25 protein-coding genes, 1 tRNA gene and 2 pseudogenes are annotated in these 23,918 nt (G+C 62.5%); 10 read left to right on the forward strand and 18 right to left on the reverse strand.

Annotated elements, in window-relative coordinates; translation table 11 throughout:
- Positions 1–17 precede the first annotated feature (17 nt).
- The 4 genes from GS429_RS15465 to nthB all read right to left on the reverse strand — a co-directional run bounded on the left by GS429_RS15465 (position 18) and on the right by nthB (position 3,589).
- Positions 18–320 (reverse strand): hypothetical protein, encoded by a 303-nt coding sequence (locus tag GS429_RS15465; RefSeq protein WP_235920829.1) that lies wholly within the window; start codon positions 318–320, stop codon positions 18–20.
- A gap of 2 nt (positions 321–322) precedes the next feature.
- Positions 323–1,573, reverse strand: coding sequence for an ABC transporter substrate-binding protein (locus GS429_RS15470; RefSeq protein WP_160066251.1), 1,251 nt, complete (start codon positions 1,571–1,573; stop codon positions 323–325).
- Positions 1,574–1,770: 197 nt separating this feature from the next.
- Positions 1,771–2,904, reverse strand: a complete 1,134-nt coding sequence (gene nthA / locus GS429_RS15475; protein ID WP_160066252.1) for a nitrile hydratase subunit alpha — start codon at positions 2,902–2,904, stop codon at positions 1,771–1,773.
- The gene (gene nthB / locus GS429_RS15480; protein WP_160066253.1) at positions 2,897–3,589 is read right to left on the reverse strand and encodes a nitrile hydratase subunit beta; all 693 of its coding nucleotides are present in this window, start codon (positions 3,587–3,589) and stop codon (positions 2,897–2,899) included. The genes nthA and nthB overlap by 8 nt, the downstream gene beginning before the upstream one ends.
- A 130-nt stretch (positions 3,590–3,719) precedes the next feature.
- Between nthB and GS429_RS15485 the strand changes: the two genes are divergently transcribed.
- Entirely contained in the window at positions 3,720–4,244 is a 525-nt protein-coding gene (locus GS429_RS15485; RefSeq protein ID WP_160066254.1) for a GNAT family N-acetyltransferase, read from the forward strand.
- A gap of 93 nt (positions 4,245–4,337) precedes the next feature.
- On the forward strand, positions 4,338–5,198 hold the full coding sequence (locus GS429_RS15490; RefSeq protein ID WP_328821426.1) for an aldo/keto reductase: 861 nt from the start codon (positions 4,338–4,340) through the stop codon (positions 5,196–5,198).
- A 1-nt stretch (position 5,199) separates the two neighbouring features.
- On the opposite strand, the gene GS429_RS21940 is transcribed toward GS429_RS15490, so the two are convergent.
- Together GS429_RS21940 and GS429_RS15495 are read right to left on the reverse strand one after the other, a co-directional pair.
- Entirely contained in the window at positions 5,200–5,367 is a 168-nt protein-coding gene (locus tag GS429_RS21940) for a hypothetical protein (RefSeq protein ID WP_201294033.1), read from the reverse strand.
- 453 nt (positions 5,368–5,820) lie between these two features.
- A tRNA-His gene (locus GS429_RS15495) sits at positions 5,821–5,892 on the reverse strand.
- Positions 5,893–6,075: 183 nt separating this feature from the next.
- On the opposite strand from GS429_RS15495, the gene GS429_RS15500 reads away from it, so the two are divergent.
- On the forward strand, positions 6,076–6,531 hold the full coding sequence (locus tag GS429_RS15500) for a DUF5814 domain-containing protein (protein WP_328821427.1): 456 nt from the start codon (positions 6,076–6,078) through the stop codon (positions 6,529–6,531).
- Positions 6,532–6,599: 68 nt separating this feature from the next.
- On the opposite strand, the gene GS429_RS15505 is transcribed toward GS429_RS15500, so the two are convergent.
- Positions 6,600–7,022 (reverse strand): DUF8146 domain-containing protein, encoded by a 423-nt coding sequence (locus GS429_RS15505; protein WP_160066255.1) that lies wholly within the window; start codon positions 7,020–7,022, stop codon positions 6,600–6,602.
- Positions 7,023–7,176: 154 nt separating this feature from the next.
- On the opposite strand from GS429_RS15505, the gene GS429_RS15510 reads away from it, so the two are divergent.
- The gene (locus tag GS429_RS15510; protein WP_160066256.1) at positions 7,177–8,142 is read left to right on the forward strand and encodes a VOC family protein; all 966 of its coding nucleotides are present in this window, start codon (positions 7,177–7,179) and stop codon (positions 8,140–8,142) included.
- Positions 8,139–8,816, forward strand: coding sequence for an alpha/beta hydrolase (locus tag GS429_RS15515; protein ID WP_160066257.1), 678 nt, complete (start codon positions 8,139–8,141; stop codon positions 8,814–8,816). Before GS429_RS15510 ends, GS429_RS15515 begins: the two co-directional genes overlap by 4 nt.
- 54 nt (positions 8,817–8,870) lie before the next feature.
- On the opposite strand, the gene GS429_RS15520 is transcribed toward GS429_RS15515, so the two are convergent.
- The 3 genes from GS429_RS15520 to GS429_RS15530 form a co-directional block, all read right to left on the reverse strand.
- Complete coding sequence (locus GS429_RS15520) at positions 8,871–9,365, reverse strand: VOC family protein (RefSeq protein ID WP_160066258.1); 495 nt, start codon at positions 9,363–9,365, stop codon at positions 8,871–8,873.
- A gap of 125 nt (positions 9,366–9,490) precedes the next feature.
- Positions 9,491–10,129: an RPA family protein gene (locus tag GS429_RS15525; RefSeq protein ID WP_160066259.1), complete on the reverse strand. Its 639-nt coding sequence runs from the start codon at positions 10,127–10,129 to the stop codon at positions 9,491–9,493.
- Position 10,130: 1 nt separating this feature from the next.
- Positions 10,131–11,060: a replication factor A gene (locus GS429_RS15530; RefSeq protein WP_160066260.1), complete on the reverse strand. Its 930-nt coding sequence runs from the start codon at positions 11,058–11,060 to the stop codon at positions 10,131–10,133.
- 192 nt (positions 11,061–11,252) lie between these two features.
- Here GS429_RS15530 and GS429_RS15535 point away from each other — a divergent pair, with 192 nt between their 5' ends.
- Positions 11,253–11,564: a DUF7091 family protein gene (locus GS429_RS15535; protein WP_160066261.1), complete on the forward strand. Its 312-nt coding sequence runs from the start codon at positions 11,253–11,255 to the stop codon at positions 11,562–11,564.
- A gap of 94 nt (positions 11,565–11,658) precedes the next feature.
- Here GS429_RS15535 and GS429_RS15540 read toward each other — a convergent pair whose 3' ends face one another.
- A complete protein-coding gene (locus tag GS429_RS15540; protein ID WP_160066262.1) occupies positions 11,659–11,907 on the reverse strand; it encodes a CDGSH iron-sulfur domain-containing protein in 249 nt (82 codons plus the stop codon).
- A 142-nt stretch (positions 11,908–12,049) separates the two neighbouring features.
- Between GS429_RS15540 and GS429_RS15545 the strand changes: the two genes are divergently transcribed.
- The 3 genes from GS429_RS15545 to GS429_RS15555 all read left to right on the forward strand — a co-directional run bounded on the left by GS429_RS15545 (position 12,050) and on the right by GS429_RS15555 (position 13,945).
- Positions 12,050–12,343 (forward strand): DUF7521 family protein, encoded by a 294-nt coding sequence (locus tag GS429_RS15545; protein WP_160066263.1) that lies wholly within the window; start codon positions 12,050–12,052, stop codon positions 12,341–12,343.
- Between the two features lie 212 nt (positions 12,344–12,555).
- Positions 12,556–13,152 carry a class I SAM-dependent methyltransferase gene (locus tag GS429_RS15550; protein ID WP_328821428.1) on the forward strand — a complete coding sequence of 199 codons (597 nt, stop codon included), beginning with the start codon at positions 12,556–12,558 and terminating at the stop codon, positions 13,150–13,152.
- Positions 13,153–13,327: 175 nt separating this feature from the next.
- Positions 13,328–13,945 (forward strand): metal-dependent hydrolase, encoded by a 618-nt coding sequence (locus tag GS429_RS15555; protein WP_160066264.1) that lies wholly within the window; start codon positions 13,328–13,330, stop codon positions 13,943–13,945.
- A gap of 264 nt (positions 13,946–14,209) precedes the next feature.
- On the opposite strand, the gene fer is transcribed toward GS429_RS15555, so the two are convergent.
- Positions 14,210–15,382, reverse strand: a complete 1,173-nt coding sequence (fer, locus tag GS429_RS22510; RefSeq protein ID WP_160066265.1) for a ferredoxin Fer — start codon at positions 15,380–15,382, stop codon at positions 14,210–14,212.
- Positions 15,383–15,757: 375 nt separating this feature from the next.
- On the opposite strand from fer, the gene GS429_RS15565 reads away from it, so the two are divergent.
- On the forward strand, positions 15,758–16,399 hold the full coding sequence (locus GS429_RS15565) for a hypothetical protein (RefSeq protein ID WP_160066266.1): 642 nt from the start codon (positions 15,758–15,760) through the stop codon (positions 16,397–16,399).
- A 227-nt stretch (positions 16,400–16,626) separates the two neighbouring features.
- Here GS429_RS15565 and GS429_RS21945 read toward each other — a convergent pair whose 3' ends face one another.
- The 6 genes and pseudogenes from GS429_RS21945 to GS429_RS15600 all read right to left on the reverse strand — a co-directional run.
- Entirely contained in the window at positions 16,627–17,472 is an 846-nt protein-coding gene (locus GS429_RS21945) for a hypothetical protein (RefSeq protein WP_235920830.1), read from the reverse strand.
- A gap of 234 nt (positions 17,473–17,706) precedes the next feature.
- A pseudogene (locus GS429_RS22235) lies at positions 17,707–18,018 on the reverse strand (metal-dependent hydrolase); the annotation flags it as partial.
- Between the two features lie 682 nt (positions 18,019–18,700).
- Positions 18,701–19,207 carry a GNAT family N-acetyltransferase gene (locus GS429_RS15585; RefSeq protein WP_328821429.1) on the reverse strand — a complete coding sequence of 169 codons (507 nt, stop codon included), beginning with the start codon at positions 19,205–19,207 and terminating at the stop codon, positions 18,701–18,703.
- Positions 19,208–19,479: 272 nt separating this feature from the next.
- On the reverse strand, positions 19,480–21,561 hold the full coding sequence (locus tag GS429_RS15590) for a PAS domain S-box protein (protein WP_328821430.1): 2,082 nt from the start codon (positions 21,559–21,561) through the stop codon (positions 19,480–19,482).
- Positions 21,562–22,011: 450 nt separating this feature from the next.
- On the reverse strand, positions 22,012–22,503 hold the full coding sequence (locus GS429_RS15595) for a cupin domain-containing protein (RefSeq protein WP_160066267.1): 492 nt from the start codon (positions 22,501–22,503) through the stop codon (positions 22,012–22,014).
- Between the two features lie 346 nt (positions 22,504–22,849).
- Positions 22,850–23,833, reverse strand: a pseudogene (locus GS429_RS15600) (ISH3 family transposase); the annotation flags it as partial.
- Between the last annotated feature and the right edge of the window lie 85 nt (positions 23,834–23,918).

Below are 23,918 nucleotides of genomic sequence, written 5' to 3' on the forward strand. Positions count from 1 at the left end.
CGTTGGCGACCCACCGATCACAACGGCACGACGTCCATTCGCGTCGCCACCACGGCCAGGCCGAGTACGATGAGGTTCGTGAGCAGAAAGAGCCGCGACGACATCCAGGCGAACGCTAACAGGACCGCCAGCGGCAAGGCGGCGATCAGCAGCGGCCAGAAGCCGCGAACCGCGAGCGTGGCGAAAAATGCGGTCGTGAACACGTACAGCAGATCGACGGCGACGGCGTTGACGCTGCTCCGTCGCACCTCTTGCCCGACGACGATGAGGGAGTCGGCGATCCCGCCGTCGCGTCGACCGTCGTCACCGAGGTCGGTCACGGCTAGTCGTCGACAGTCTCCTGTAAGACGCCGTCGAGCGCCTCGACGATCGATTCGACGTCCTGTTCCGGCTCCGCCCAGAGCCCGAGCAGTTGCGACCAGAACTCCGCCTGGAACGGGTCGCCCAGCGCGTCGTCCAGGTCGGGGACGAGTTCGACCTCGTCCGCGTGCTCCGAGAGATCTTGCATGACCTCGGTGTCGAAGGCGTCATCCGAGACCTCGAGGGAGGACGGCACGAACCCGCCGCGTTCGGTCCAGACCTGTTGGCCGTCCGGCGACACGATCGCTTCGACCGCGTCCCTCGCCGCGTCGGGATCGGCGACGTAGGCGGGGACGGTGACCCAGTTGATGCTCGAGACCATCGCCTCGGTCCCGGGGAGCATGAAGTAGTCCAGGTCGTCGGGGTCCTCGATCGCGCCGAACGTCGGCGTCCACGAGCCCATGAAGTACAGCGGCGTCTCGTTCTCCCAGAAGAACTCGTACTGGATGCCGAAGTCCCGGACCTCGCTGAAGTAGCCGTCGGCCAGCAGGTCCTGTAGCTCCTCGAAGGCGGTGACGACGCGGTCGTCGGTGAACTCGGCGTCGCCCTCGATGAGATCTTGCTGTAGCTCGTGGCCGTCGTCCTGGCGAAGGATGAACGCTTCGGTGACGTCGCTGAGCGGCCAGCCGTCGCCGTTGCCCGAGGCCAGCGGCGCCTCCACGCCGCTGATGCCGTCGATCTCGGCGACCAGATCGAGGAACTCGTCGTAGTCCTCCGGCTCCTCGAGATCGTGCTCGTCGAAGAACGACTGGCGATACCAGAACCCGGGCTTGAGGTCCATCCCGAACGGGGCGGCGTAAGCCTCGCCGTTGGCCGCAACCACGTTGTGTTCGGTGGAGTACTCGTCTTCGTCCCACAAATCGCCAAGCGGCTCCAGATGGCCCGCTTCGCCGTCCCGCCGGACTCGTCCCTCCGTCGGCATGACGACGATGTCCGCGGGTGCAACACCGACTTCGTAGTCCATCAGCGTCTCCGTCAGAAGGGTCTCGGTATCCCGCGGAGCGTACGTGATCTCGAGTCCGGTCTCGTCTTCGGCGTGCTCGACCACGGCGAGGAAGTCTTCCTCCTCGTCGTCGGTCCAGACCGCGGTTACCGTAATCGCATCCTGTGCACTCGCTCCCCCGACGCTCCCGAGTCCAGTCAGGACGACGATGCTACCGCCCATCCCGCGGAGTGCCCCGCGGCGACTGACATGGGTGTTATTGTCTCCCATAGGATGCCGTATCCCGATCATAATCTTAATACTTTCCCACATGTCTGTGTAATTACCTGAAAATGCACAGTCAGCTCCCGGGATAGGTTCCGAGAACGGACACTGTATCCACCGTCTCCTCGGGAAGCGGCGCGGCCTGCCCAAACGCTTCACCGCGGGTCGATTACCGTACGTTACTGTTGACCGGCACCGGCCGGTCAGTGGCCTCGGTTGCCGGCGACGAACTCCTCGGCCGTTCGCTCACCCGCGACGAATTCGACCGCTCGAGCGTCGATAGCGTCGGGTTCGAGGACGTCGTGACCGACGAGCAGCCGCTCGAGCGCTCCGTGCCACTGTTCGGAGTAAATCCGTTCGATCGCGCCGGCGTCGGCTTCGGCGTCCCGACCACAGTTGGTGGCGTAGGCGCCCGTCGGCGTCGCATCGACGGCCTCGATCAGCCGCCGCTGGAACGCCGACCAGTCGAAGCCGCTGCCCTCGTCGTACAGCGCGACGGTCACGCCGAAGGCCCGCGCCTGCCAGGGCGCCGTGAACGTCGGCTCCGCGTCGACGCCGAGCAGGTCCGCGAAGGCGCCGGCGGGATCGGTGACGCCGCCGTCGGCCGCCGACCCCGCATCCGCATCCGTGCCGCGGGCGTCGAGTCGCTCCACGCCGATCATCGCGTCGCGGGTCACGAGGGCCGCGAGTTCGTCCTCGTCGCTCCCCTCCGTCCCCTCGGGACGGTTCGGGAGGACCATATACCTGATCTCGGAGCTTGAATCCCAGACGTCGACGTCGAGTCCGTCGTCGAGTTCGAGCCCGAACTCCTCGAGGACGGCACGCGGCTCGCGGACCAGACGCGAGCGGTAGGCTGGCGTCTTGTACCACGTCGGCGGCAGACCGAGCAGCGACCACGGATAACACGAGCACAGCGTGCAGACGACGGCGTTGTGGACGTCGTCGGTGTTTTCCTTCACCTCGATGTGCTGGACGCCGACCTCGAAGTCGAACTCCTCGATCGCGGCGGTCGCGTCCTCGAGCAGCCGGTCTTTGAATTCGGGATCGGTCCAGGCCCGAGCGACGACGCGGGCCCCATTTTGGGGACCGATGTCCCGTTCGTAGGCGGCGATCGCCTCGTCGATGGCGTCCGTCGAGACGAGCCCCTTCTCGACGAGCAGCGACTGGATCGCTCGAACGCGGGGGCGGGGGTCCTCGTAGGTTCCGTCGTGGCTGTGGCCGTGGCCGTGGCCATCGTCGTGATCGTGATCGTGTTCGTCGCCGTGGCCGCTCTCCTGGTCTCCCCCACGGCTGTGCTCGCGCTCACGATCGGCTCCGCGTTCGTGATCGTCAGTCATCGGTCTCCTCCGCGGGGCGCAGGTACGGCTCCCAGAGATCCACGTGAATCGTATCGTCGGGGTGCTCGGCGTCGGCTCCCCACACCTCCTCGGCGTCGAAGGCGACGGTGTACAGCGGCTCGTCGCGTTCCTCCCCGCGAGCGCTCGCGTCCGGGAAGACGTAGTTTCCGTGGACGTCTCGGATTTCGCCCGTCGTTCGCCGAACGTACCGTGGACAGCGCGTATGTCCCTCGGGATGGTCGTTGCGCACGCAAACGGCGTCTCCCTCGGCGAACTGCGGGTCGTCGTCCGGTCGATCGAACGAGGCCGGTTGCTCGAACACGTCCCTGACTCGGTCGGCGAGGTCTGGGTCCCGCCGTTCGGTGACGAACTCCGCTGGATTCTCGAGGTCGCGTGCGCGTCGATGGGCATCCTCGATCTCGTCCGCAGTGAGCTGACCCGTTTCGACGAGGTTCCGCTCGAGACTCGCCAGCCAGCGCTCGAAGTAGGTCGCCGCGAGGTAGTCCGCGGGCGCCATCCGTTCGATTCCGTATCGGCTCTCGTCGATATTGTAGATCTCTTGCGGACGGATCGCTCGGACCAGCGCGTAGACGACTCGTTCCCAGTCGGCGTGGAACTGGGCGTCGTCGTCGACGGGAACGGTCCCGAAGCCGTGCATCCCGCCCATATCGTGGATGCCGTTCATGCGAACCGCATTCGCCACGTCCGAGCAAATAGCTTTGGCCGGTGGCCGGTGACCACGGTCGAACGCGTGTCGATTCGGCGCGACGCGGAATCATACTGTTTTTTACATCATCGACTTCGAAACCGTTCGTATGGACGACCGCGTAACCGTCGTTCGGACGGCTATCACGGGCTACGAGGACGAGCTTCGGGACCTCCTACGAGCGTACTTTACCAAGGCCGGCGAGCGCGGCCGCGAGTGGTTCGACGACGACGAGTTCGGCGCGGACATCGAGACGATCGTCGCCGACGACCTCGATCGACTCGCATCGCCGGCGATCGACGAACCGCTCGTGCTGGCCCTCGTCGACGACCGGATCGCCGGCTCGGCACAACTCAAACGACTGGACGGAACGAACATCGAGATGAAGCGTCTCTACGTCCGACCGGGCGACAGAGGCGACGGAATCGGGCGCCGGCTCGTCGAAACGGCGACGGACGCGGCGGCCGCCGACGGGTTCGAGACGCTTCGGCTGGGCGTCGCGCCCTACCACGATGCTGCACGGTCGTTGTATCGCGGCCTCGGCTTCGAGACCACCCCGCAGTACGACGGCTCGCAGACGCCGCCGGAACTCGTCGACGACTGGCAGTTTCTGAAATACTCGCTCGAGGACTAACGCGTGATCTCTCGGCAGCCCCAGCAGCGGTAGTGAGCGGATCCCGGCGGATGAACGGTTAACCGTTATCAGACGGCCGACTGTATCGGACGTGTGAGCAGCGATACACCGACGAACGAGAGCGACACCTTCGACATCGGCGACACGACCGTCCACCGGCTCGGGTTCGGGGCCATGCGACTCTGTGCCGACGAAATAATCGGTCCGCCGGAGGACGAAGAGCGGGCCCGCGAGGTCGTCCAGCGAGCGGTCGACTGCGGCGTCGACTTCATCGATACTGCCGACTCCTACGGCCCCGGCGTCAGCGAGCGGCTCATCGGGGAGTCCATCGGCGACCCCGACAACGTGCTGGTCGCGACCAAGGCCGGTCTGCTGCGCAACCGCGATGGCGAGTGGCTCGCCCACGGCGACCCCGACTACATCCGCAATCAGGTGCTCGCCTCGCTCGACCGACTGCGAACCGACACCATCGATCTCTACCAGTTCCACCGGCCCGACGACGACACGCCGTACGAAGAGTCGATTCAGACGTTCGCCGAACTCCAGGACGACGGCCTCGTCGATCAGGTCGGCGTCAGCAACGTCTCCGTCGAGCAACTCGAGACGGCGCGCGAACACGTCGACGTGGCGACCGTCCAGAACCGGTACAACCTGGACGATCGGTCGAACGCGGACGTGCTCGAGGTCTGTGCGGAGGCCGATATCGGGTTCATTCCGTGGGCACCGATCGACGGCGACGACCTCGAGGCACACGGCGACCTCCTCGACGACATCGGCGACGACCACGACGCCGGCCGTCGGCAGGTCGCGCTGGCGTGGCTGCTCGAGCGCTCGGACGTGATCCTCCCGATTCCGGGCACGTCGGATCCCGACCACCTCGAGTCGAACGTCGCCGCCTCGCAGGTGTCGCTGTCCGACGACGAGGTACAGCGATTGACGGACGCGGCGGAGTGAATTACCCGCCGACGAACACCGTCTTCAGTCTCGAGCCGCAGCTCGGACAGCACAGCGTCTGCCACTTCGTCGCGTCCAGCCCGCCCATCGTCTTCGTGCGGCGGGCGTCCTCGAACGCCACCGGCGTCTCGCAGGTGCCACACTCGAAGGGGCCGTCCGGTTCTGGCATTGGCCGAGCCTACGGGTGGGCCGGTATTGGGTGTTATCGGTGACCGCATTTGCTCGAGTTCCACCGGTTGCTGTCGGATCGATCGACCAGAGGGTACTCGGTCTCAGCGCACGCTCTCGCCTGTGATCTCGCCGGCTACCCGCGGCCCGCGGATCCGGGTATTGCGGACAGTTCAGGCGGGGGAATTGAACCTGACTGCGAGAGTCTGATACGGATTGCTGTAACTATGTACCGCCGATCACCAGGGACAGGGTCGGTGATCGGCGGTCATTGACTACAGTAAACCGTATGAGGACTGCCGTGGCGAACAACTCCGCGAGCCGCGGAATCGTCTGGGTGCGAGAATCGAACCAAAGCCAGACGGTCACCCTCACTTCGTTCGGGCGCTGCGACTGACAGGATTCGATTCTCTCCCGGGACTTTTCGCTCCTCACGTCCGTTCGTCGCGAAAAAGTCCGGGTGCGAGAATCGAACCCGCGTCTCAGCCTCCACAAGGCTGAAGGATAACCACTACCCCAACCCGGACACGCTTACACCCTGAATTAGGAGCGGTTGGACTCAAATACGTTACGACTCGAGTACGACCCTGTGCGAGTCCGTACCGCGGGTTCGGCTGTGTTACCGGCTGCGTGCCGACGACGGCGGTCCGTGACCCACGGCTCACGACCGGGACGTTTTTCGGCACACAGCCTCTAGGAGCACCAACGCGTGGCTATCACCGATAAGATCTACATCAAGAATCACCGCCAGCTCAGCTCCCAGCTCGAGACGAACATCCCGAAGGGGGCGTTCAAAGGCGCGACGCTGGACATGCTCTTCCAGGGCGAGGGCCTCGAGAAACTCGACGACGCGACGCGGGATCGCGTGCTGGATTTCACGCAGGACTTCCTCGACTGTAACTGCGACAACAACCCCTACTGTGGCTGCGCCGAGCGGAAGTTCATCCAGTATCTCCTCGAACTCCGCGCCCAGGGGCTAGGCCCGGACGCGATCGTCGACGTGATGACCGACGACTACATGGTCTACGCCTACCCCGGTGACGTCCTCTCGTTTCTGGACAACGGCGTGCGCACGCTCGAGGCGGCCGAAGGACTCGCGCGGGTCGAAGGCGCAGACGAGAAACGCGACGAGATCCGACGGGAAAAACAGAACCTCGCGAGATAGGACGGCCGGTCCCCGGTTTCGGTTCGAGACCTGAGCGCCAGGGACGATACGTACAACTCTCAGCTCGGCTACCGCAGCGGATACGACTCGTCTTCGTCGTCTAACTCGTCGAGCAACAGCACCTCGTCTTCCTCCTCCTCGAGACGATCCTGCAGATCGTTGACGTACGCTTTGTACTCGTCGAGTTGCTCCCGGAGGTGTTCGGCCTCGAGTTCGAGACGCTCGTGTTCGCGAATGAAGCGTTTCGGGACTTCGACGGTCGGCGGGAACGTTCGATCCTCGTCTCCGTCTCCGTCCCCGTCGGCCCCGCTGCGCGCTTCGAGTTCCGCCCGCGGAACGACTTCGACCTGACCGTCGTGTTCGACGAGTTGGTCGACGTAGTCCCGGAAGACCGCGGACAACGAGATGTCGCGCTCTGCGGCGATATCCTGGAGCGCCTCGAACGCGTCCTCGTTGACGCGAAACGAGATCGTCTTGTTCTTGTTGCCCATCGATACCCGTACTCGTCGTTCATCGCACTTAACCATTTGTCAGACGACGACCGCAGACCGCAGACCGCAGACCGAAGCGTCGCTCGGCGGTCCACGGCGGTCTCCGCCGGACCAGATAGGCTATCCGCCTCGAGACCCAATTTCGCTCACGCCTATGCTCACCGACACGCCGGGAATCCACCACGTAACGGGTCTCGTCGGGGACGCCCAAGAGGCGATCGAGTTCTACGGGGGCGTCCTCGGATTGCGGCTCGTCACGCAGACGGTAAACTACGAGGACATCCTCCAGCACCACCTCTACTTCGGCGATGCGGCCGGAACACCCGGCACGGTGCTGACACAGTTTCCGGACCCCCATGGCGACGCCGGCCGCGTGGGGACCCCGCAGGTGGCCTCGGCCGCGTTCGTCGTCCCGGACGACGCACTCGAGTACTGGCGGACCCGACTCGAGAGCCACGACATCGCAGTCGAAGACCCTATCGATCGATTCGACGAGCGAACACTCCGACTCGAGGATCCGGTCGGAACACAACTCGAACTCGTCGGGGGGTCGCCGGCGACGGTCGACCGTGCCGGCGTCGAGCCGTGGGCGGAGGGGCCGGTTCCCGTAGCCGAAGCGGTCCGCGGGATTCACGGCGTCTCCCTTCTGTCGGTCAACCCCTACGCGACGGCGGGTACCCTCGAGACCCTGGGCTTCGAGCACGAAGCGGAAGCCGATGATCGGATCCGGTACCGAGCGTCGGGCGCTCGAGCCGCGGTCGTCGATATCCTCGATCGGGACGCGTCGTTCGGTCGCGAGGGGCCGGGAACGTTCCATCACGTCGCGGTGTCGGTCGAGAGCGAAGAGGACCTCTACGAGTGGCGCGAACTCTTCGACGAGCGCGACTACGACGTTTCCAGAGTCAAGGATCGCCACTTCTTCCACTCACTGTACGTTCGCGAACCGGGCGGTGTGCTCTTCGAACTGGCGACCGAGACCGACGGCGTCGCAGCGAGCGGACCGGACGGCGGACCCGGTGAGTCGCTCTACCTGCCCGACTGGTTCGAGCAGGACCGCGATCTGGTCGAGAGCCAACTTCCGGAACTGACGGCCCCGGCGCCGAACGAGAGCGGGCGATGACGGATGCGGATCGCTCGATGGGTTCCGTCTCGGGACCCCACGCCGGACAGCCGCTGGTCGCCGCCGGCGCGCCCGCTCTGGGTGCAGACGCCGCGTTGATTCTCTGCCACGGCCGCGGCGCGACGGCACAGGGAGTCATCAATCTCCTCGAGCCGACCTATCGCCACGGACTTGCCGTCCTCGCCCCGCAGGCCGAACGGAGTCGCTGGTATCCGCGCCCGGCGACCGCGCCGCGAGAGACCAACGAGCCCTGGCTCTCCTCGAGCGTCGACTGCGTCGACGCCGCACTCGAGCGAGCGCGAGCGATCGACGTCCCGCCCGAGCGGACCGTCATCGGGGGCTTCTCGCAGGGCGCGTGCGTCGCGGCGGAGTTCGTGCGGCGCAACCCGACTCGGTACGGCGGGCTCGTCGTCCTCTCGGGAACGCTCCCCGGTTCGCCCGAAGAGCTCGGATCGACCGCTATCGACGGCTCGCTCGCGGGAACGCCGGTTCTCATCGGCTACGGCGCGGACGATCCCCACGTCGATCACGAACGGGTCACCGAGACGGCTCGCGTCCTTGAGGACGCAGCCGCCGCGGTCGACGAGCGACGCTATCCGGAGACGGGCCACGAAGTCACCGACGACGAGTTCGAGGCGGTCGGTGCGATGGTCGAACGCGTTCTCGAGGACTGAGCCCGACTACTGGCCCGCTGAACGACGGTTGTGACTCCGGATCACCGCGTCCTCTCATCTCGAGTCGGGGGCCAGCCCCTTCTCCGAAAGCTCCGCGAGCGCGTCGTCGCTCTTCTCGAGCCCCTCGAGTCCCATCCCCTCGAGAACGTGCGCCGCCTTCGTGAACTGGATCTCCTCGTAGTCGACGACCTGAACGCGATTGCCCCACGGATCGCGAAACTCGAGTCCGGGGACGTCGAGTCGGTCGATATCGAGGACCTCCAGTCGGTCGGGCACCAGAGCCGCGTCGTCGACGACGAGGCCGAAGTGACGGGCGTCGTCGGTTTCCGCGCTCGCTGTCGCCGCGTCGGTCTCCGCGAGCGCGATGAATTGATCGCCCATGTCGAGAAACGCCTTCGTCTCGCTTCGACTCCGCAGGTCGAACGCGAACAGCGACCCGTAAAAATCGAGGGCGTCGTCGATGTCGCCGACTTCGAGTGCAACGTGATTCAGTCCGACGAGGCGAGCGCGATCGTCGTCATCGTCGCGGGGAGCGTCCGTCTCCAGCATAGCACACCGTACGGGATGCTCCCCGGTAACGGCTGTGCTGGCAGTCCCTGGATCGTACTCTCGGCTCTTCGATAGCGGCGACCGACGAAAAGAATACCAGACCGAAACGGCGACCGAGCGCCGTCTCAGGCCGGCGCTTCGGCGTCGCTCTCGACGTCTTCGAGCTGCTCGAGCGCTTGAATCACGTCGTTGCGGTAGTTGATGACGGGCGAGTCGTATCGCTTGCGGGCCATCTGGGCGTACTCGTTGGTGGGTGCCGTGGAGGCGCTTTCCGGCGCTTCCTGTTCGGCTTCCCACTCCTCGAACGCCTCGATGCGATCGATGGTTCGCTCGGCGGTTTCGACGACCCAGCGGTCGCGGGTGGCGTCGTCGACGACGGCGATGGACTCCGGTCGAACGGAGACGTTGACGCTGCCGTCTTCGGTTTCGTAGGTTCGCGGTTTGCCGACGATGGCGACGTACGCTGGCGGCTCCGTGTCACGGAGGACCGCGGCGGCCTCGGGCTGGTACTGGCCGGCGTAGACGAAGAACGTCCCCGTCGGATCGACGACGCGGCCGCGCCAGTACTCGCTGTCCTCGCCCACGTCTTCGGTCTCGGTCAGCGTTCCGACGATGAACACGCGGTTCGCGCGGTCCCCGGTCGGGAGGAGCGCGTAGTTGGGTGCGCGCTCGTCGTCGCTCTCTTTGAAGGTGTACGTCGAATCGTTGAATTCGGAGGCGAAGACGCGTCGGGCGACTTCGCGGGTGAGTTCTGACTGGCTCATGTCACATCGACCTCGCTTTGATCAGCAGCTGTTCAGCATCGGCCGGCCCGTCGAGTTCTTCGACGTCGTCGGCCAGGACGTAGCGGCCGAACGTCGGCCCCTCGATGCGGTAGTAAGTGCCCACGATATCGTCCATGATCTCGTCGGCGACGATGGTCGTGTCCAGGGCGTCCATCGCCATCTCCTTGGCTTCCTCCAGGCTCAGTCCGGTTAGGTCCTCAGTGGCTTCCTTGTCGAAGATGACCTCGTGGGCGTCGATGCCGTCGTCGACGACGGCCTTGATGCGGAGGTCGAACTCGCCCTCGACGTCGCCGTGTTCGTTACAGCGACCGTTCTGGAGGACGCGGGTACAGTCCTCTTTCGGGCAGCGCTTGATGAGCCCGCTGCCGCTTTGCATGTCCACGAGTGCGCCTTCGATCTCGCTCGTGTCGTCGCCGACCTCGAGCTCCTCGTCGAGTTCTTCGATCACCGTCGTCGAGTTGAGTTTGACGGAGTACCGGCCCTGGTACTCGTCGGTGACGACGTTCCGAAGTTCGTAGACGCCGCCTTCCTCGAGCGTGGGCAGGTCGGATTTGGCCCACTTGGTGAACTTGATCGTTCCCGTCGGGTCGCCCAGCAGGCCGACCTGCGCGACGGAGTCGCTCCGGGGATCCCAGAGTTCGATGACCTTCGCGGTGAGGTCGATCCACTGCTCTGGCTCGTCGACGTCCTCGACGTTCGCGGCCTCGCTGCCGCCCCGCGAGATGTCCTCGCGCTCGAGGTCTGCTTCCTCTAAGTAGTGGTTGGTGACGCTCCGACGGGCTTCGTCCATCGGGACTTTGTACTCGTCGACGAGCGTCGTCAGGCGCTCCTCGACGTCCTCGACGGAGACGTCGATGTGGTCCGAAAACTGGTCATGTATGTCGTCTGCGTGCTGTCGTACGTCGCTCATTGTGTCACGCCTCCTCTTTCGTGTTCACTGGGAGGCATACCTCGGTTCGCGCCCAACAGTATTTAAAGTACCGGGGCCGCAGTGAAAGTGAACATCGGCGGTCTAAACCGGGGAGGAAGCGACGGTCCGTCGGTCCGTGCAGCTTGCATCTCGGCGACGGGACTATGTGGGCCGCGACCCAACGAATCGATAATGGCGGATCGTCGTCGGCTCGAGCGGTTCCTTCGCTCGAAGCTCCAGGAGGCTGGCGAGCAGTACGAACAGGTTCGCGGATCGACGGACGAACAGCTCGCGGAGGCGCGAAAGGCCTACGAAGTCGCGAAAAACGCTCGCAGTCTCCCCTCGGACGAGGCGGGACGGGCGAAGATCGTCTGCCGTCGCTACGCCGAGCAGCGCGCGGCCATGCTCGACGACCAGTACCGGCCGGCCTGCTACGAGGAGGGCCATCCCGACTGCGAGGGCTGTGCCGAAGACGTACAGGAAGGACGGATCGAAACCTGGTGAGCGGCGAGCGAATCTCGCCGGGGGCTCGCTACAGTTCAAAGTTCACGACGGTATCGGGCGATTCCCGATCGTCTCTCTGTATTGCTATTCGTCCCTATTCGCCCCTCTCTGCCTCGTCGTCCGCAGCCGTGACGACCCGCTCGAGTTCCCTTCGTTCACCGTCCTCGTACAGGTAGGTCGTCTCCGGCTCTTCGTCCGTCGTCCGGCGGTGGCTCCCGTCGCAAAAGGGAAACGAGTCCGAGAGTCCGCACTGACAGATCGCGACGTCTCCCTTTTCGTCGTCGATATCGGCGGGGTCCAGCTTCCGCGGCCCCGTCGCCTCGAGTTCGACCAATCGTGTCATAGCCGTCGGTTCGGGCGAGGTGATGAAAAGCGCGGCGGCGATCGAACGGATTTTGTTCCGAGTGGCGGGCGGTCGATACGGCCCCGACCGTCGTGACGCAAGCTACTTGGGTCCCGTTCGTCATTTCGGCGTACGGAATAGCATGAGTTTCCACGAGACAGGAACGTCGGTCGCCATCGCACTCACCCTCGTCAAGACGCTGATCCTGCTCGTGGGCAGTTTCATCACCTACTTTTCGTTCAAAGCCTACCGCCGAACCCGACAGCGTGCGCTCGGCTATCTCACCGCCGGGTTCGGTCTCGTCACCCTCGGACTGGTGCTCGCCGGCCTGCTCTACGAACTGCTCGGCGTCTCGCTGATGACCGGGATCCTCCTCGAGAGCGTTCTCATGCTCGTCGGATTTCTCATCATCGCGTACTCGCTGTACGTTACGTAGCCTCGCCGTCCGTCCCGGTCGCCGCGACGGTGCTGTCACCGACGGACACCGCCGACGCTCGACTGGGACAACTAATACTGTTGAACAGAACGACGTGAATCCGATCGGTTTGCTGGGGGCGTCACCGTGGGCGGCGACCCCGAATTCACGATCGGCTTCGTATTGACTGCTGTCCAACAGTATAAGGAACTGGCTCCCGCGAGCACTACCCAGTGACTGGTGAGGACTCCCGACGAGCGAACGAACACGCTCCGCACGCCACCGCTCGGTCAGGCGAGCGACTGCCACCGGTCGTGCGGTCGTTCGTCGACGATCATCCCGCGGGGCGTGCACTCGACGTCGCCACCGGAACCGGCCGGAACGCGCTCGTCCTCGCCGAACGCGGTTGGACCGTCGACGCCGTCGATATCTCGAGCGCGCAATTGACCCGCGCCCGCGAACGGGCCGCGGACCGTTCGGTGACCGTCAACTGGATCCTGGCCGACGTCGACAGCTACGGCTTTCCCGACGGCGTCTACGATCTGGTTACGGTGCGTTTCTTCGACGCGCGTAACCGACTGCCGGCGCTGATCGCTTCCCTCGCTCCCGGGGGCGTCCTCTGGTACGAACACTACCTCGAGTCGCCGGCGGGCGAATCGGGTCCGGGGGATTCCTACCGGTTCGAGCCGAACGAACTCCTGACGGCGTGTTCGGCGCTGACGATCCTCTACTACGCCGAGTATCGCGTTGACGGCGAGCCCCGCGTGACACTGGTCGCGCGCAACGAAGACGACGTCTCGCGGTGGCGGCCACAACTCTCGCCAGACTGATGCGGGTGCGGTTGATCCCGGCCCGAGGCCGCTCGTATCCCATCACGATTCAGGTACGTCGCTCGAGCAGACGGCGAGTTCCGGCGGGGCGAGGGCGGGCTATCGATCGCCAACGCGACTGACTGTCGAGTTCACCGACAGCTTCATATCTTTCTGTCGCCACTACCGCAACACGATGATGCTCCCGAGTCACGTCTTCAGTGGGATGATCCTCGCGTTGCCGCTCGTAGTCGTGGCTCCGGAGTTCGCTACCGTCGGACTCGTGGCCGGATTCCTCGGCGGCCTGTTCCCCGATCTGGACCTGTATGCCGGTCACCGGAAGACGCTCCACTATCCGGTGTACTACTCCGTCCTGGCGGCCGGAGCGGTTCTCGTCGCCCTGTTGGTTCCGTCACCGACGACGATCGCCGTGACGTTCTTCCTGCTGGGGGCGGCCGTACACTGCGTTGCCGACATATTCGGGGGCGGACTGGAACTGCGTCCCTGGGAGGGGACCTCCGAACGGGCGGTGTACGATCACTTTCACGGACGGTGGATCCCCCCGCGTCGAGTGATCCGCTACGACGGGGCCCTCGAGGACTTACTGCTGTCGACGGTTCTGGCTGTCCCGCTTTTCGTGCTGGTCGACGGCCCCCTACGATTCGTCGTCATCGGAACGCTACTCGTCGGGTGCACGTACACGGTCCTCCGTCGACGTCTCGCAACGGTCGCAACGGTCCTCGTTCGGTTCCTGCCGGCCGCTGTGGTACCGTATCTCCCGTCACGATACGTCGTCGACGATCGCGTTCGATGATCCGCCTGGGCCGTAGGAGTCAGCGGCGACTGGTCACGCACCGCCTTCTGGAATTCCCTTTCCTGTACTGATTCGGCCCTGTTGCAACTCGATGGCTGGCAGTGACTGTCTGCTGAGTGCAGAACATGTTTGTCATTAAATCTATATTTAATCCCGCTTATCGAGATGCATTGACCGGCAGTACCGAGATGATGATTAGGGACCCTTTGGAGGCCGTCGTCGAACAATCACCGATCCCCGGCCTCTCGTCTGGAGACAGCGCGTCTAGATAATCCGGTCCCGGAGCTGCTCGAGTTGCTTGGCGTTGTAGACCAGTTTCACCTCGTCGGTCGTTGGCGTGGCGACGCAGGTCAACCGCAGGTTCATCTCGTCTACCTCCTCGTCGGAGAGGCTACGGTTGGCCTCCATTTCGACCTCGCCAGCAACCAGCGTCGCCGCACAGTTGATACAGCCACCACCGCGACAGTAGAACGGCCAGTCGTAGCCTTCGGCCTCGGCCGCTTCGAGGATGTACTCTCCCTCTTCGACGGTCATCGTCCCGTAGGCTCCCGCCGTCAGGTCGGCCTCGGTCGCCTTCTCGAAGAGGTCGTCGTCCTCCAGTGACCAGCCCCTGTCCTCCACGACCTCGTAGTCGAGGAACTCGACGGTAGCGCCGGCCGACTCCGGCTTTACGGAGACGACTGGAACCGGCGAGAACCGTACCGTGCGTTCGGTGACGCTCCCGAGTAGGTACCGCCTGAGACCGGTCCGACCGTGGGTCCCCATCACGACGACGTCGATCTCCGCCTCTGCCGTGTATCCGGCGATCGCCTCGTGTGGTCGACCGCTCCGCGTGGCCGTAACAACCTCTACGCCGGCGGCTTCACCCCGATCGCCTACGTCGTCGGCCGGTGACGACTCCGCTTCGCGCCCGCTGGAGGTGACGTGGAGTGCGTGGAGCGTCCCGCCGGTTTCAGTCACGAGGTCGATCGCGTGCTCCGTGGCGGCCTCGGCCCCCTCGCTCCCGTCGGTCGGGACGAGGACGTTGTCGATCTCGAAGTCGATGGCGGTGTCCTCGTGAACGGTCACGACGGGAATCGGTGACTCCTGAAGGGCCTGTTCGGCCACGCTGCCGAGCAGGAATCGACTGATTCCCGTCCGCCCGTGAGTCCCCATCACGACGACGTCGACGCCGTGGTCCTCGGCGTAGTCGATGATCACCCGGTGGATCGGCGTTTCCTCGTCCTCGATAATCTCGGTCTGTGGGGTGAGGCCGGCCTCGATAGCGTCCTCCTGGATATCTTCCACGGCGCGTTTCGCTTGCGCGTCGTCGCCCGACTCTCGAACGGAGACGATGGTCAGATCGGCGCCGAAGAGTTCGGCCATCCGAACGGCGACGGCTCCGGCTCGCTCCGCCACTTCGCTCCCGTCCGTCGGGACGAGGATCTCGTTGTACATACACGGAACTACAGTCGCTGTGCCATATCAAACCCGCCCGTGTTTCCAGTCGAAAGAGAGCCACCTGCTCGTCCGTTCCGTCAGCGCTGGCGCGATACCCCGCTTTCGGAACGACACCAGCCAATCCGGACTCGAGAGAAACGCGACTTTGTCGGGACGGGACGCGGACTCGTGCGAAACTGACGCGATGTCGTCCCCGTCCGGAACACAGATGGTAGCGTCCGGATCGTCCGTTAGTTCATTTCGAACACCAGCCAGGGATCTGATCTGTCCGGTCCCTCACGGGGAAATTGCAGGGAGACAGCCGTATTCTATGGATCGGTAGGACACGTAGAATTTTAATGGACAGTGCCGTATCTCGGCGTTGAGAACGATATGTCGGTAGATACGAACAACGATCTCACACACCATCTGGCAGTGGGTATCGGTAGCGTCGTCTTCGCCGTGTTGCTGTGGGTCGCCGGGTATCACGAGCAGCGGGTCGTGGGAGCAGTTCCGTGGCTTCTCCTGGTTCTGGTGATGATCGTCGGACCAACGGTACGGCTCTGGCCCGGTATCAGACGCCGGTTCTCGGGGAATTTTCCGGTGAATTGGCGAGCGGAACTGGGGATCTGGTTCGCTATCTGGAGTGTCGTTCACCTGCTCTTCGTGTTTCAGGCAAGGGACTGGGATATCGTCGGCTATCTGGCCGACATGAGTCCGTGGGCGTTCGGTTCGTTCGTGGCCGTGATCATCGCGGTCGGTCTCGCGACTACCTCGAACAACAGAGCCTACGATTACATGGGCGGGAAGGCCTGGAAGTGGCATCAGACCGTCGGGGCGTACACGATCTTCTGGCTCGTTACCGTCCACATCTACGACAGGGCCTATCTCCGACCCGGGTTTCCGTCCGACGACCCGCTCCACTGGCTGTACTTGCTCACGCTCGTCCTCGTCGTCGTGCTCCAGATCGCCGCGTTCGCCAAGGTCGTCTCCCACTACCAGAAGACGGGTGAGTACCCGTCCGGGCTGAACTGATCGACTCGACAGCGCGCTCGCAGAACAGACTGTTGAGCAAATCGCGACCGAAACTGCTGACTTGCGAACGCGCGCAGATGGGGTCCGAGATCGGCTTGGCATTCTCCCCGTGCTGAAGCGCGAGCTTTTGCGCCTGTCCATCCCATAATCCGTCGAGCTACTTGAGCGAATAGTCGTGGTTCACGCTCGAAAAACGAGTGGTGCCACTTTCTCTTCGGGTCTTGCGCTTACGCCGATGAGACGTTGTCGGCCGGCGATTCGTTCGAGTCGCTACGCTCGACGTACTCTGAGACGCCGATGAGTGCGATTGCCCAGAGTATCACCGCGATCGCGCCGACGGTGCCGAGGCTCGAACCCTGTTCTGCCCCGGGGAAGGCGAGCGAACTGGCGCCAAAGAGGAGCGCCAGCATGCCGGCGGCGTAGAGCGGGATCCGCCAGCCGACCGGCTTCAATGCGCCGAGCAGGCCGAACAGACCGATCGAGACCAGTCCGAACAGCATGAACTCGTAGTGGCCCATCAGGACGTGCTCGTCGGCCAGCGTCGTATGGTTCACGAACTCGGTGGCGGCGAGCGCCGCGAATCCGATCGCGCCGACCCCCGCGACGGCGAGTACGCGGCGGTCCGCTCCCTCGAGTCTGGGCACGAGTTCGCTGCGGGCAGGATGCAACAGGGCGATCAGGGCGACCGGAACGAGGAACACCAGTATTTCGGCGACTGCCGCCGGTCCCGATGCGATCGCAGTGAGCACGAACGCGGCGACGGCGAACGCGAGCGCCGCCTGTAACGCTCCCACGCGCTTCGTTGGTCGGTATAACTGCACGGCGACCGTCGCCGCGAATACCGCCAAAGTACCGCCGATCATGACGTGGTGGACGCGGTGGATGGGAAAGGCGTAGCCGCCGAACCACGCGGTGACGACCATCGTCATCGTCTCGCGTAAGGCGAACAGGAGGAACGCCACGAACGCGGCCGTCAGAAGGTAAAACGCGGGCTTTCGGACACGGGATGCCCCGTAGCCCGCTCCGCTTCGAACCTGGTGGCCGACGCGAACGGCACTCGAGGACATGCTCATTGGCGACCCTCGAGAGAGGCGATCAGAAGCTGTACGATTTGGCTGTGGATAACTCTCGATGACATGAGTGTAGGTGTATAGACGCCGTGAAAGATGATGAACATTTGCGGCGATTTCGCGTATTTTCCCGAAAATCAGACGGAAAGGGCTCTCAAAGGTGATTCCGGCCGAACTACGGCGAATCAACCGATCAGTAAGACTGTGACATCAGCATCAGATAGGTCTCGAAACAGCGATCACGTCGGCCGAAAGACGGAGGAGATAGCCTATCCCGAAGGCGAGAACCGCTCGTGAACATCCTTGTGAGCGCGCGAACATTCCGACGACAATCGTAGTGGGACGGCAACGAAGACCGAGTGTCCGAGCGCATATCCGGTCTCGAAGACGCCAAACTCCCACGCCAGCGGTTTATCGATTAAATCCGGCAGAACGGAGCCGAACACGACCGTGAATACCTCGAGTCCACTGGGGTGAATCCCGGTAGTAGAGGTGACAAAACAGCGAATAGACGGGATAACCCATTATTCCGTGTTCCCAAAGCCACATCGGCGGCGACAGTCCGCATTCGCTAGTAGTTACACGTCACAAATCGCCGTACGTCGTTGATGCTCCTGTTCTCGATTAGACGGATAGTACCGTCCGACGAACCAAATCAGAACCCGCCCATACACGTCGGACAGGTACAGAGTCGTTCGTGAGCACCGGCGAACACGTCTTCCATTTGCTCCGACTCACCGTTTCGCTCCTCAGTTCGGGTGGATGTCGCTTCATTTTCAGTCGATACACCATTGTCAGGTGACTCCGAAGTCGTGGATTCAGACCGATCAGCGTCTGTCCCGTACTGGTTCGCACCAAAACCTAGTGCAAGCACAGAGACGACACCGAAACTGAACGTACGTCTCGTGACGTGGTCAGCGACCATGTCTGCTCTATTGGTTGGTGGATATTAATGTTCGACCTCCTCCTGTTACTCTTTGATCGCCAGATCACACGAGTGTTCTTGGAACATATTTGTTTGCTGACTCCTGCGACCAATATTACCTTTTGTAGACCTGTTCTCAACCCGTCCCGCATTTGCACCCTGTATACAGCAGCCCGCTGAAACCTATCACTGGATGGGGATTTCAATAAGGACACTTATGTTGCCACTCGAGCCGGATCTGACCGATTCATGCGGATGCGAAGGTAACACTGTGACATACGATGAATATTACACTATGGTGCCGGATCAGAGTGGTTTCTCATAGACGTATTCCTCGACTTCCGGTTTCAGGTCGCTCTCCTGGCTTCCGATCCGTTCGAAGCCGGTTGATTCGTAGAACGAGACGCCCACCTCGTTGTCCGCGAGGACGGCAAGGTACAGTCGATCGTATTCTCCGCGAAGGGAGTCTTGGACGTGCTTGAGCAGCGCCGTACCGATTCCCTCGCCCCACCGTTCGGGACGGACGTAGATCCGGTTCAGCGATGCAACTGCTGGCCGCTCGCGGTGCGGACTGGCATGCGCGAAGCCAACAGGTTCGTCCGCTTCCTCGGCGATCAGGCAGACGGCATCCTCACGGGCACGTGACTCGGTGATCGACGCCTTGAGGTTCTCAAGTGCGTACCACTGGTCGATCGTCTCCGTGACGGTTTCCTCTCCGAGGATCGGGTCGTAGGCGGCGTGCCAGCTCTTGCGAGCGATTTCACGGATTGCCGCCGCGTCGTCCGGGACCGCACATCGTACGTCCAGAGACACGCCTCTTCGTTTGCCACCCGGAGAGATAAACTGTTACTCTCCTCCACTTATTGGTCAGTAGAATCATCAAAAGGCCCTCTCGGTAAGTAGGTGATCACTGGTCGCTCTCAGGGGAGGCGCATCCCTCAGTAGTCACCTTTCGGTTCGTACTACACTCGTGCCCTGTATTTCACAGAGACTCAATGAGCTACCGGACTGTTGTCAGAACCGGCTTGCAGTATGCAGAGCATGAGTGAACAATAGAGGTCGATAATCACTCAGACTCGAGTCGTTTACGCGTGATTAGGCGCTTGGGGCAGCGTGAACGAGAACGTCGCCCCCTCACCGGGTTCGGACTCGATCCAGATGTCGCCGCCGTGGCGCTCGATGATTCGTCGACAGAGCGCAAGTCCGATACCAGTTCCTTCGGACTCGTCGCGGCTGTGGAGTCGTTGAAACACTTCGAAGACGCGATCAGTCTCGTCCGGATCGATGCCGATCCCTTCGTCGCGAAGCGAGATGTGCCACATCGATCCATTCCGCTCCGCCGAGACGGCAACCTGGGGCGGTTCCTCGCCGCTGTATTCGATCGCGTTCGTCACCAAGTTCTGGAACACCTGGCGGAGTTGACCCTCGTCCCCGCTGACCCGCGGGAGCGAGCCAACCTCGATATGAGCGTCGGAGTCCTCAATCTGCAACTGGAGATCGGTGCGCACGTCGTCGAGCACCTCGTTCAACTCGACGGGCTCGAGCGGGTCGCCTTGCGTTTCGACGCGGGCGTATTCGAGCAGCCCGTCGATCATCTCCCGCATCCGTTCGGCACCGTCGACCGCGTAGTCGATGAACTCCTCTGCATCCTCGTCGAGTTCGTCGCCGTAGCGCCGTTCGAGCAACTGTACGTAGCTCGTGATCATCCGAAGCGGCTCCTGTAAGTCGTGGCTGGCGGCGTACGCGAACTGTTCGAGCCGTTCGTTCGATTCCTCCAGCTTTCGGCGATACCCCTCGCGCTCCGTGACATCTCTGATGACGCCGATTCGCCGTTCTCGAGCGTCTTCGCCCAGAAGAACGAACCGGTTCTCGACCGTTCGGGTCTCGTTCGGGCCTGCCTCTACCGTCTCCTCGAACGACGGGAACTCGTCCGGAGTCGCACGCTCCCACTGTTCGGCCTCGATTGATGCGAACTCCTCGCCGAACACCGACGAGGCGTGTTGACCCAGTAGCTCCGTTCGGGAAAACGGACTCAGATCCGCAAACGACTCGTTGACGAGTACGAACCGTCGCTCGTCGTCGAGGACGTAGATGCCATCGTGAGCCGTTTCAACGATTGTTTCGTACTGTTCAAGCTCCCGTTCCCGCTCGAGTCGGTCGGAGACATCTTCGATGGTGAACACGACACTGTCGATCTCTCCGCGCTCGTCGTAGACCGGCGCTCCGTTGACGGAGATCCAGACCCGCTCTCCATCCGGACGGGAGACGCCGCTGAGATAATCGAACACCGGTTCTCGGGACTCCGTAATCTGCGGGAAGGGTTTCTCGTCATCCGGGAGGGGTTCGCCGTCGATGTCGACTTCGTTCCAGTCGGAGTCGTCGAAGCAGAGATCGTTGATCTGGGCTTTGCTCCGCCCGTAAATCTCCTCGGCGCGGTCGTTGGCGAACTCCATCTCGCCGTCACTGTCGACGATCGTGATGCCGATCGGACTCGTTTCGACGATCGTTTCGAAGCGGGCCAATCCTCGTTCACGTCGCTTCCGTTCAGTAACGTCTCGTCCGATGCCCGCCAACACCGTCTCACCCTCCGGATCGGCGAGCCGTGATGCCGAAAACTCGTACGGGATGGTAGCACCGTCCTTGGTGCGAAACTCCGCTTCGAGCTGCACACTCCCCGTTTCGAATCCTTCCTCGATTGCATCAGCGATCCGGTCGTGATCGCCCTCGTCGAAGAACTCCAGCGCGTGCATCGATGCGACCTCCGGATCTTCGTAGCCCGTGACCTCACAGAGACTGTCGTTCCAGCGGTGGAGCGTACCATCGGTTTCGAGCACGTAGAAAACGTCGTCAATCGCGTTCAGCACGTCATCCGTGTACTCTCGATAGCGTTCGAGTTGCTCGTTGCGAGTTTCGACTTCATACGTTCGCGTTCTCGCTTGCCCGTCGTTGATACCCACGGCAAAGCCGGCAACGCTGGCAAGTGCGGTCAGGATCGGCGGAGCGTTCGTGGAAACGCTTTCTCCGGGCTGAAGGTGGTAAACAATGATGATGCCGGCCATGACGCCGAATCCGGCAAGACACCAGCCAGCAATACGCGGATAGAAGTCGGGATCGATATCGGCTTGTGCGAGCCAATATGTACCGTATACGAGGAGGAATCCCGGCACGGAAATCAGCATCGTAATAACAAATATATTCACTGTTGGTTGTCCGTGACCACTCTCGAAGATCGCACGTCCGGCCGCAAATACAATGAATAAGGTGCCGAGAAGGCCGACGACGCGTCTCGCACTGGTTGCGGACAGCAGGCGTCTCCGAGGAAGCATTAGCCCCCTTATGGGGGGAGTACATTATGGCTCTTCCGTTAACTGGCAATCAATCGCCTTCCACCTTGGATGCACGAGAATTAGTGGACGGATGCCTTCGTCGTGCTGGTTGCTGCCGATCTGTGATCGACTCACATCACGAAGCTGTTACTGATTCCTTCGTGATGGCTCATTCACGGCCTGTGTCTTGCAGAAATTCAATGAGCTACCGAACTGTTGTCAGAAGCAGCTTGCAACACGCAACGGATGAATACAGTATGGAAAATCGTGGGAATCGGCTAGACTTGTCCTCTAGATCTGGAGGCCATGTTCCTCGCAGAGCTTGGGGATACTTTCGAGATCGGCCTCGAAGTCATATCGCTCGCAGATCTCCGCGAAGCGAGCGAGTGCCTCCTCGTCCGCTGGGTCGAGTGGGTAGATCTGCGAAATCTCCTCGAAGAACTCCGAGAATTCGCCCGGCGCGATGATCTCGAGGAAGCGAAGCGGTTCGTCGCCGGCGTTCCAGAACGTGTGCCAGACGTTACGGCCTTTCACGATCGACTCCTCGGCTGGAACGGTCGTCAGTTCGTCGTCGGCCAATACGGTCATCTCGCCATCCAGTACGTAGGAGATTTCGTCCTCACGGCTGTGGCGGTGGAGCGGTGCCGCCAGCGTGTGCGGCGGGAGCGTGTGCTCGACGATGGCTACATTTGCCTCGTTCTCGGTCCGGGGGACGTCGAGCCGTGCACCGAACTTTCCGAGCATAACGTCGTACTCCTCCGCAGGCGTAACCTGTGAACTCATCACGAATGATAATTGGACTTATGAGGAGATAAAGCAGTATTCGCAATAAACCAGAGAGTCGGCGAATCCGGCTACAACCACCGCGCGTGACCCTCTCTCAGCCCCGTCACTGACCGATTTGCGCCTTGTATTCAGCAGCGACCGAATGCCCGACTCAGATTCAGTCGATCACACCGACAGCCTCACTGTCTTGTCCAGTAGGCGCTGAATCTGCTTGAACTGTGCTCGGGTCGTCTCGAAGAGATGGCAGCAGTAAGTTTCGGCACTGAAGAGTCGCTGTCGGCGGCGAATCGCCGCCGACGCGACAGTGTCGCCACTCACGACCGCTGTCCCAATTCAGGGACAGCTACCGGAAGAACCGATCGTCGAGTGGTTGATTCGCTGGGACAGCTCTGCGCACACCGAGGGCTGTCCAGGCAGCACGAACGATCATCTCACAGAACTCCGTGAACGACCACTCCCAGAGGTGGCGCCCCCCACGGCGGGGCGCCGCCACGTACATCCAGTGGAGATAGCGCCAGACGTTCTGCAGCAACAGACTCACGATGAACAGCAACAACCGAAGCCCGGCGTCCCGAGAACTGGTGAGAGCGAGGCTCTGGTTGCCTAACCGGTAGCTCGATTCAATGCCGAAGCGCTTACTATAGTGTTCCCGTGCATCCCGTGGTGTGTCGATGAACGGCGCGTCAGCGGCGTAGCCGTGACGCGCCACCCCGTGCTCGTCGTATCGTCCTCGCTGGTAGACACAGTCGATGAACACAGGGAACGTTACTCGCCCAGCGAGTTCGTGTTCGATCACGCGACTCCAGCCTCTGCTGAGTTCGTCTTGAATCGTCTCGCCCCACTTGACGATCGGCATGACGTAGGCGTAGTTGTGCGTGTACAGTAGTTCGAGGCAAGTGCTGTTGTAGAATCCGCGATCGAGATAGACGGCCTTGACGCGCAGGTCAAGGCCGTCAAGGAGTTCGAGGAACTCACCGAGGGCATCGCTGGTGGTTTCGCCAGCGACCAGCTGGCGAACCGCCAGCGTGTATCGCTTGTTGCGCACCCGCGCATACAGCGTGACGTAAGCATGGAACGCAGTGGTACCTCGTTTCGCCTGCGAGAAGTACAACGCCTCTGTCTCGTCCTCCTCACCGTAGTAGGGATCGAGGTGGAGGTCGGCGACGACCTCCACCGGTCGATCTGGGAGCGTCTCAAGGACATCCCGTTGAAGGAGCGTGTTTCCGACCGCCTCGACGGTTTCAAGATCAAACTGATCGGTAAGGTGTCCTCGAACGGTATTGGCGTGTGGCGAGTCCTCGGTCGTCTCACAGACGTGATTGATCGAGGGGCTCCATTGAATCACTAGGTGGCGTCGAGGTGCGGCAGTAGATCAAAGGAGTTGAAGCGGGATAGTGGCGATTGTTATGAAC

Origin of the sequence: Natronorubrum halalkaliphilum (genome assembly GCF_009834785.1) — an archaeon.
In the GTDB taxonomy this organism is placed as follows: Archaea; Halobacteriota; Halobacteria; order Halobacteriales; family Natrialbaceae; genus Natronorubrum; species Natronorubrum halalkaliphilum.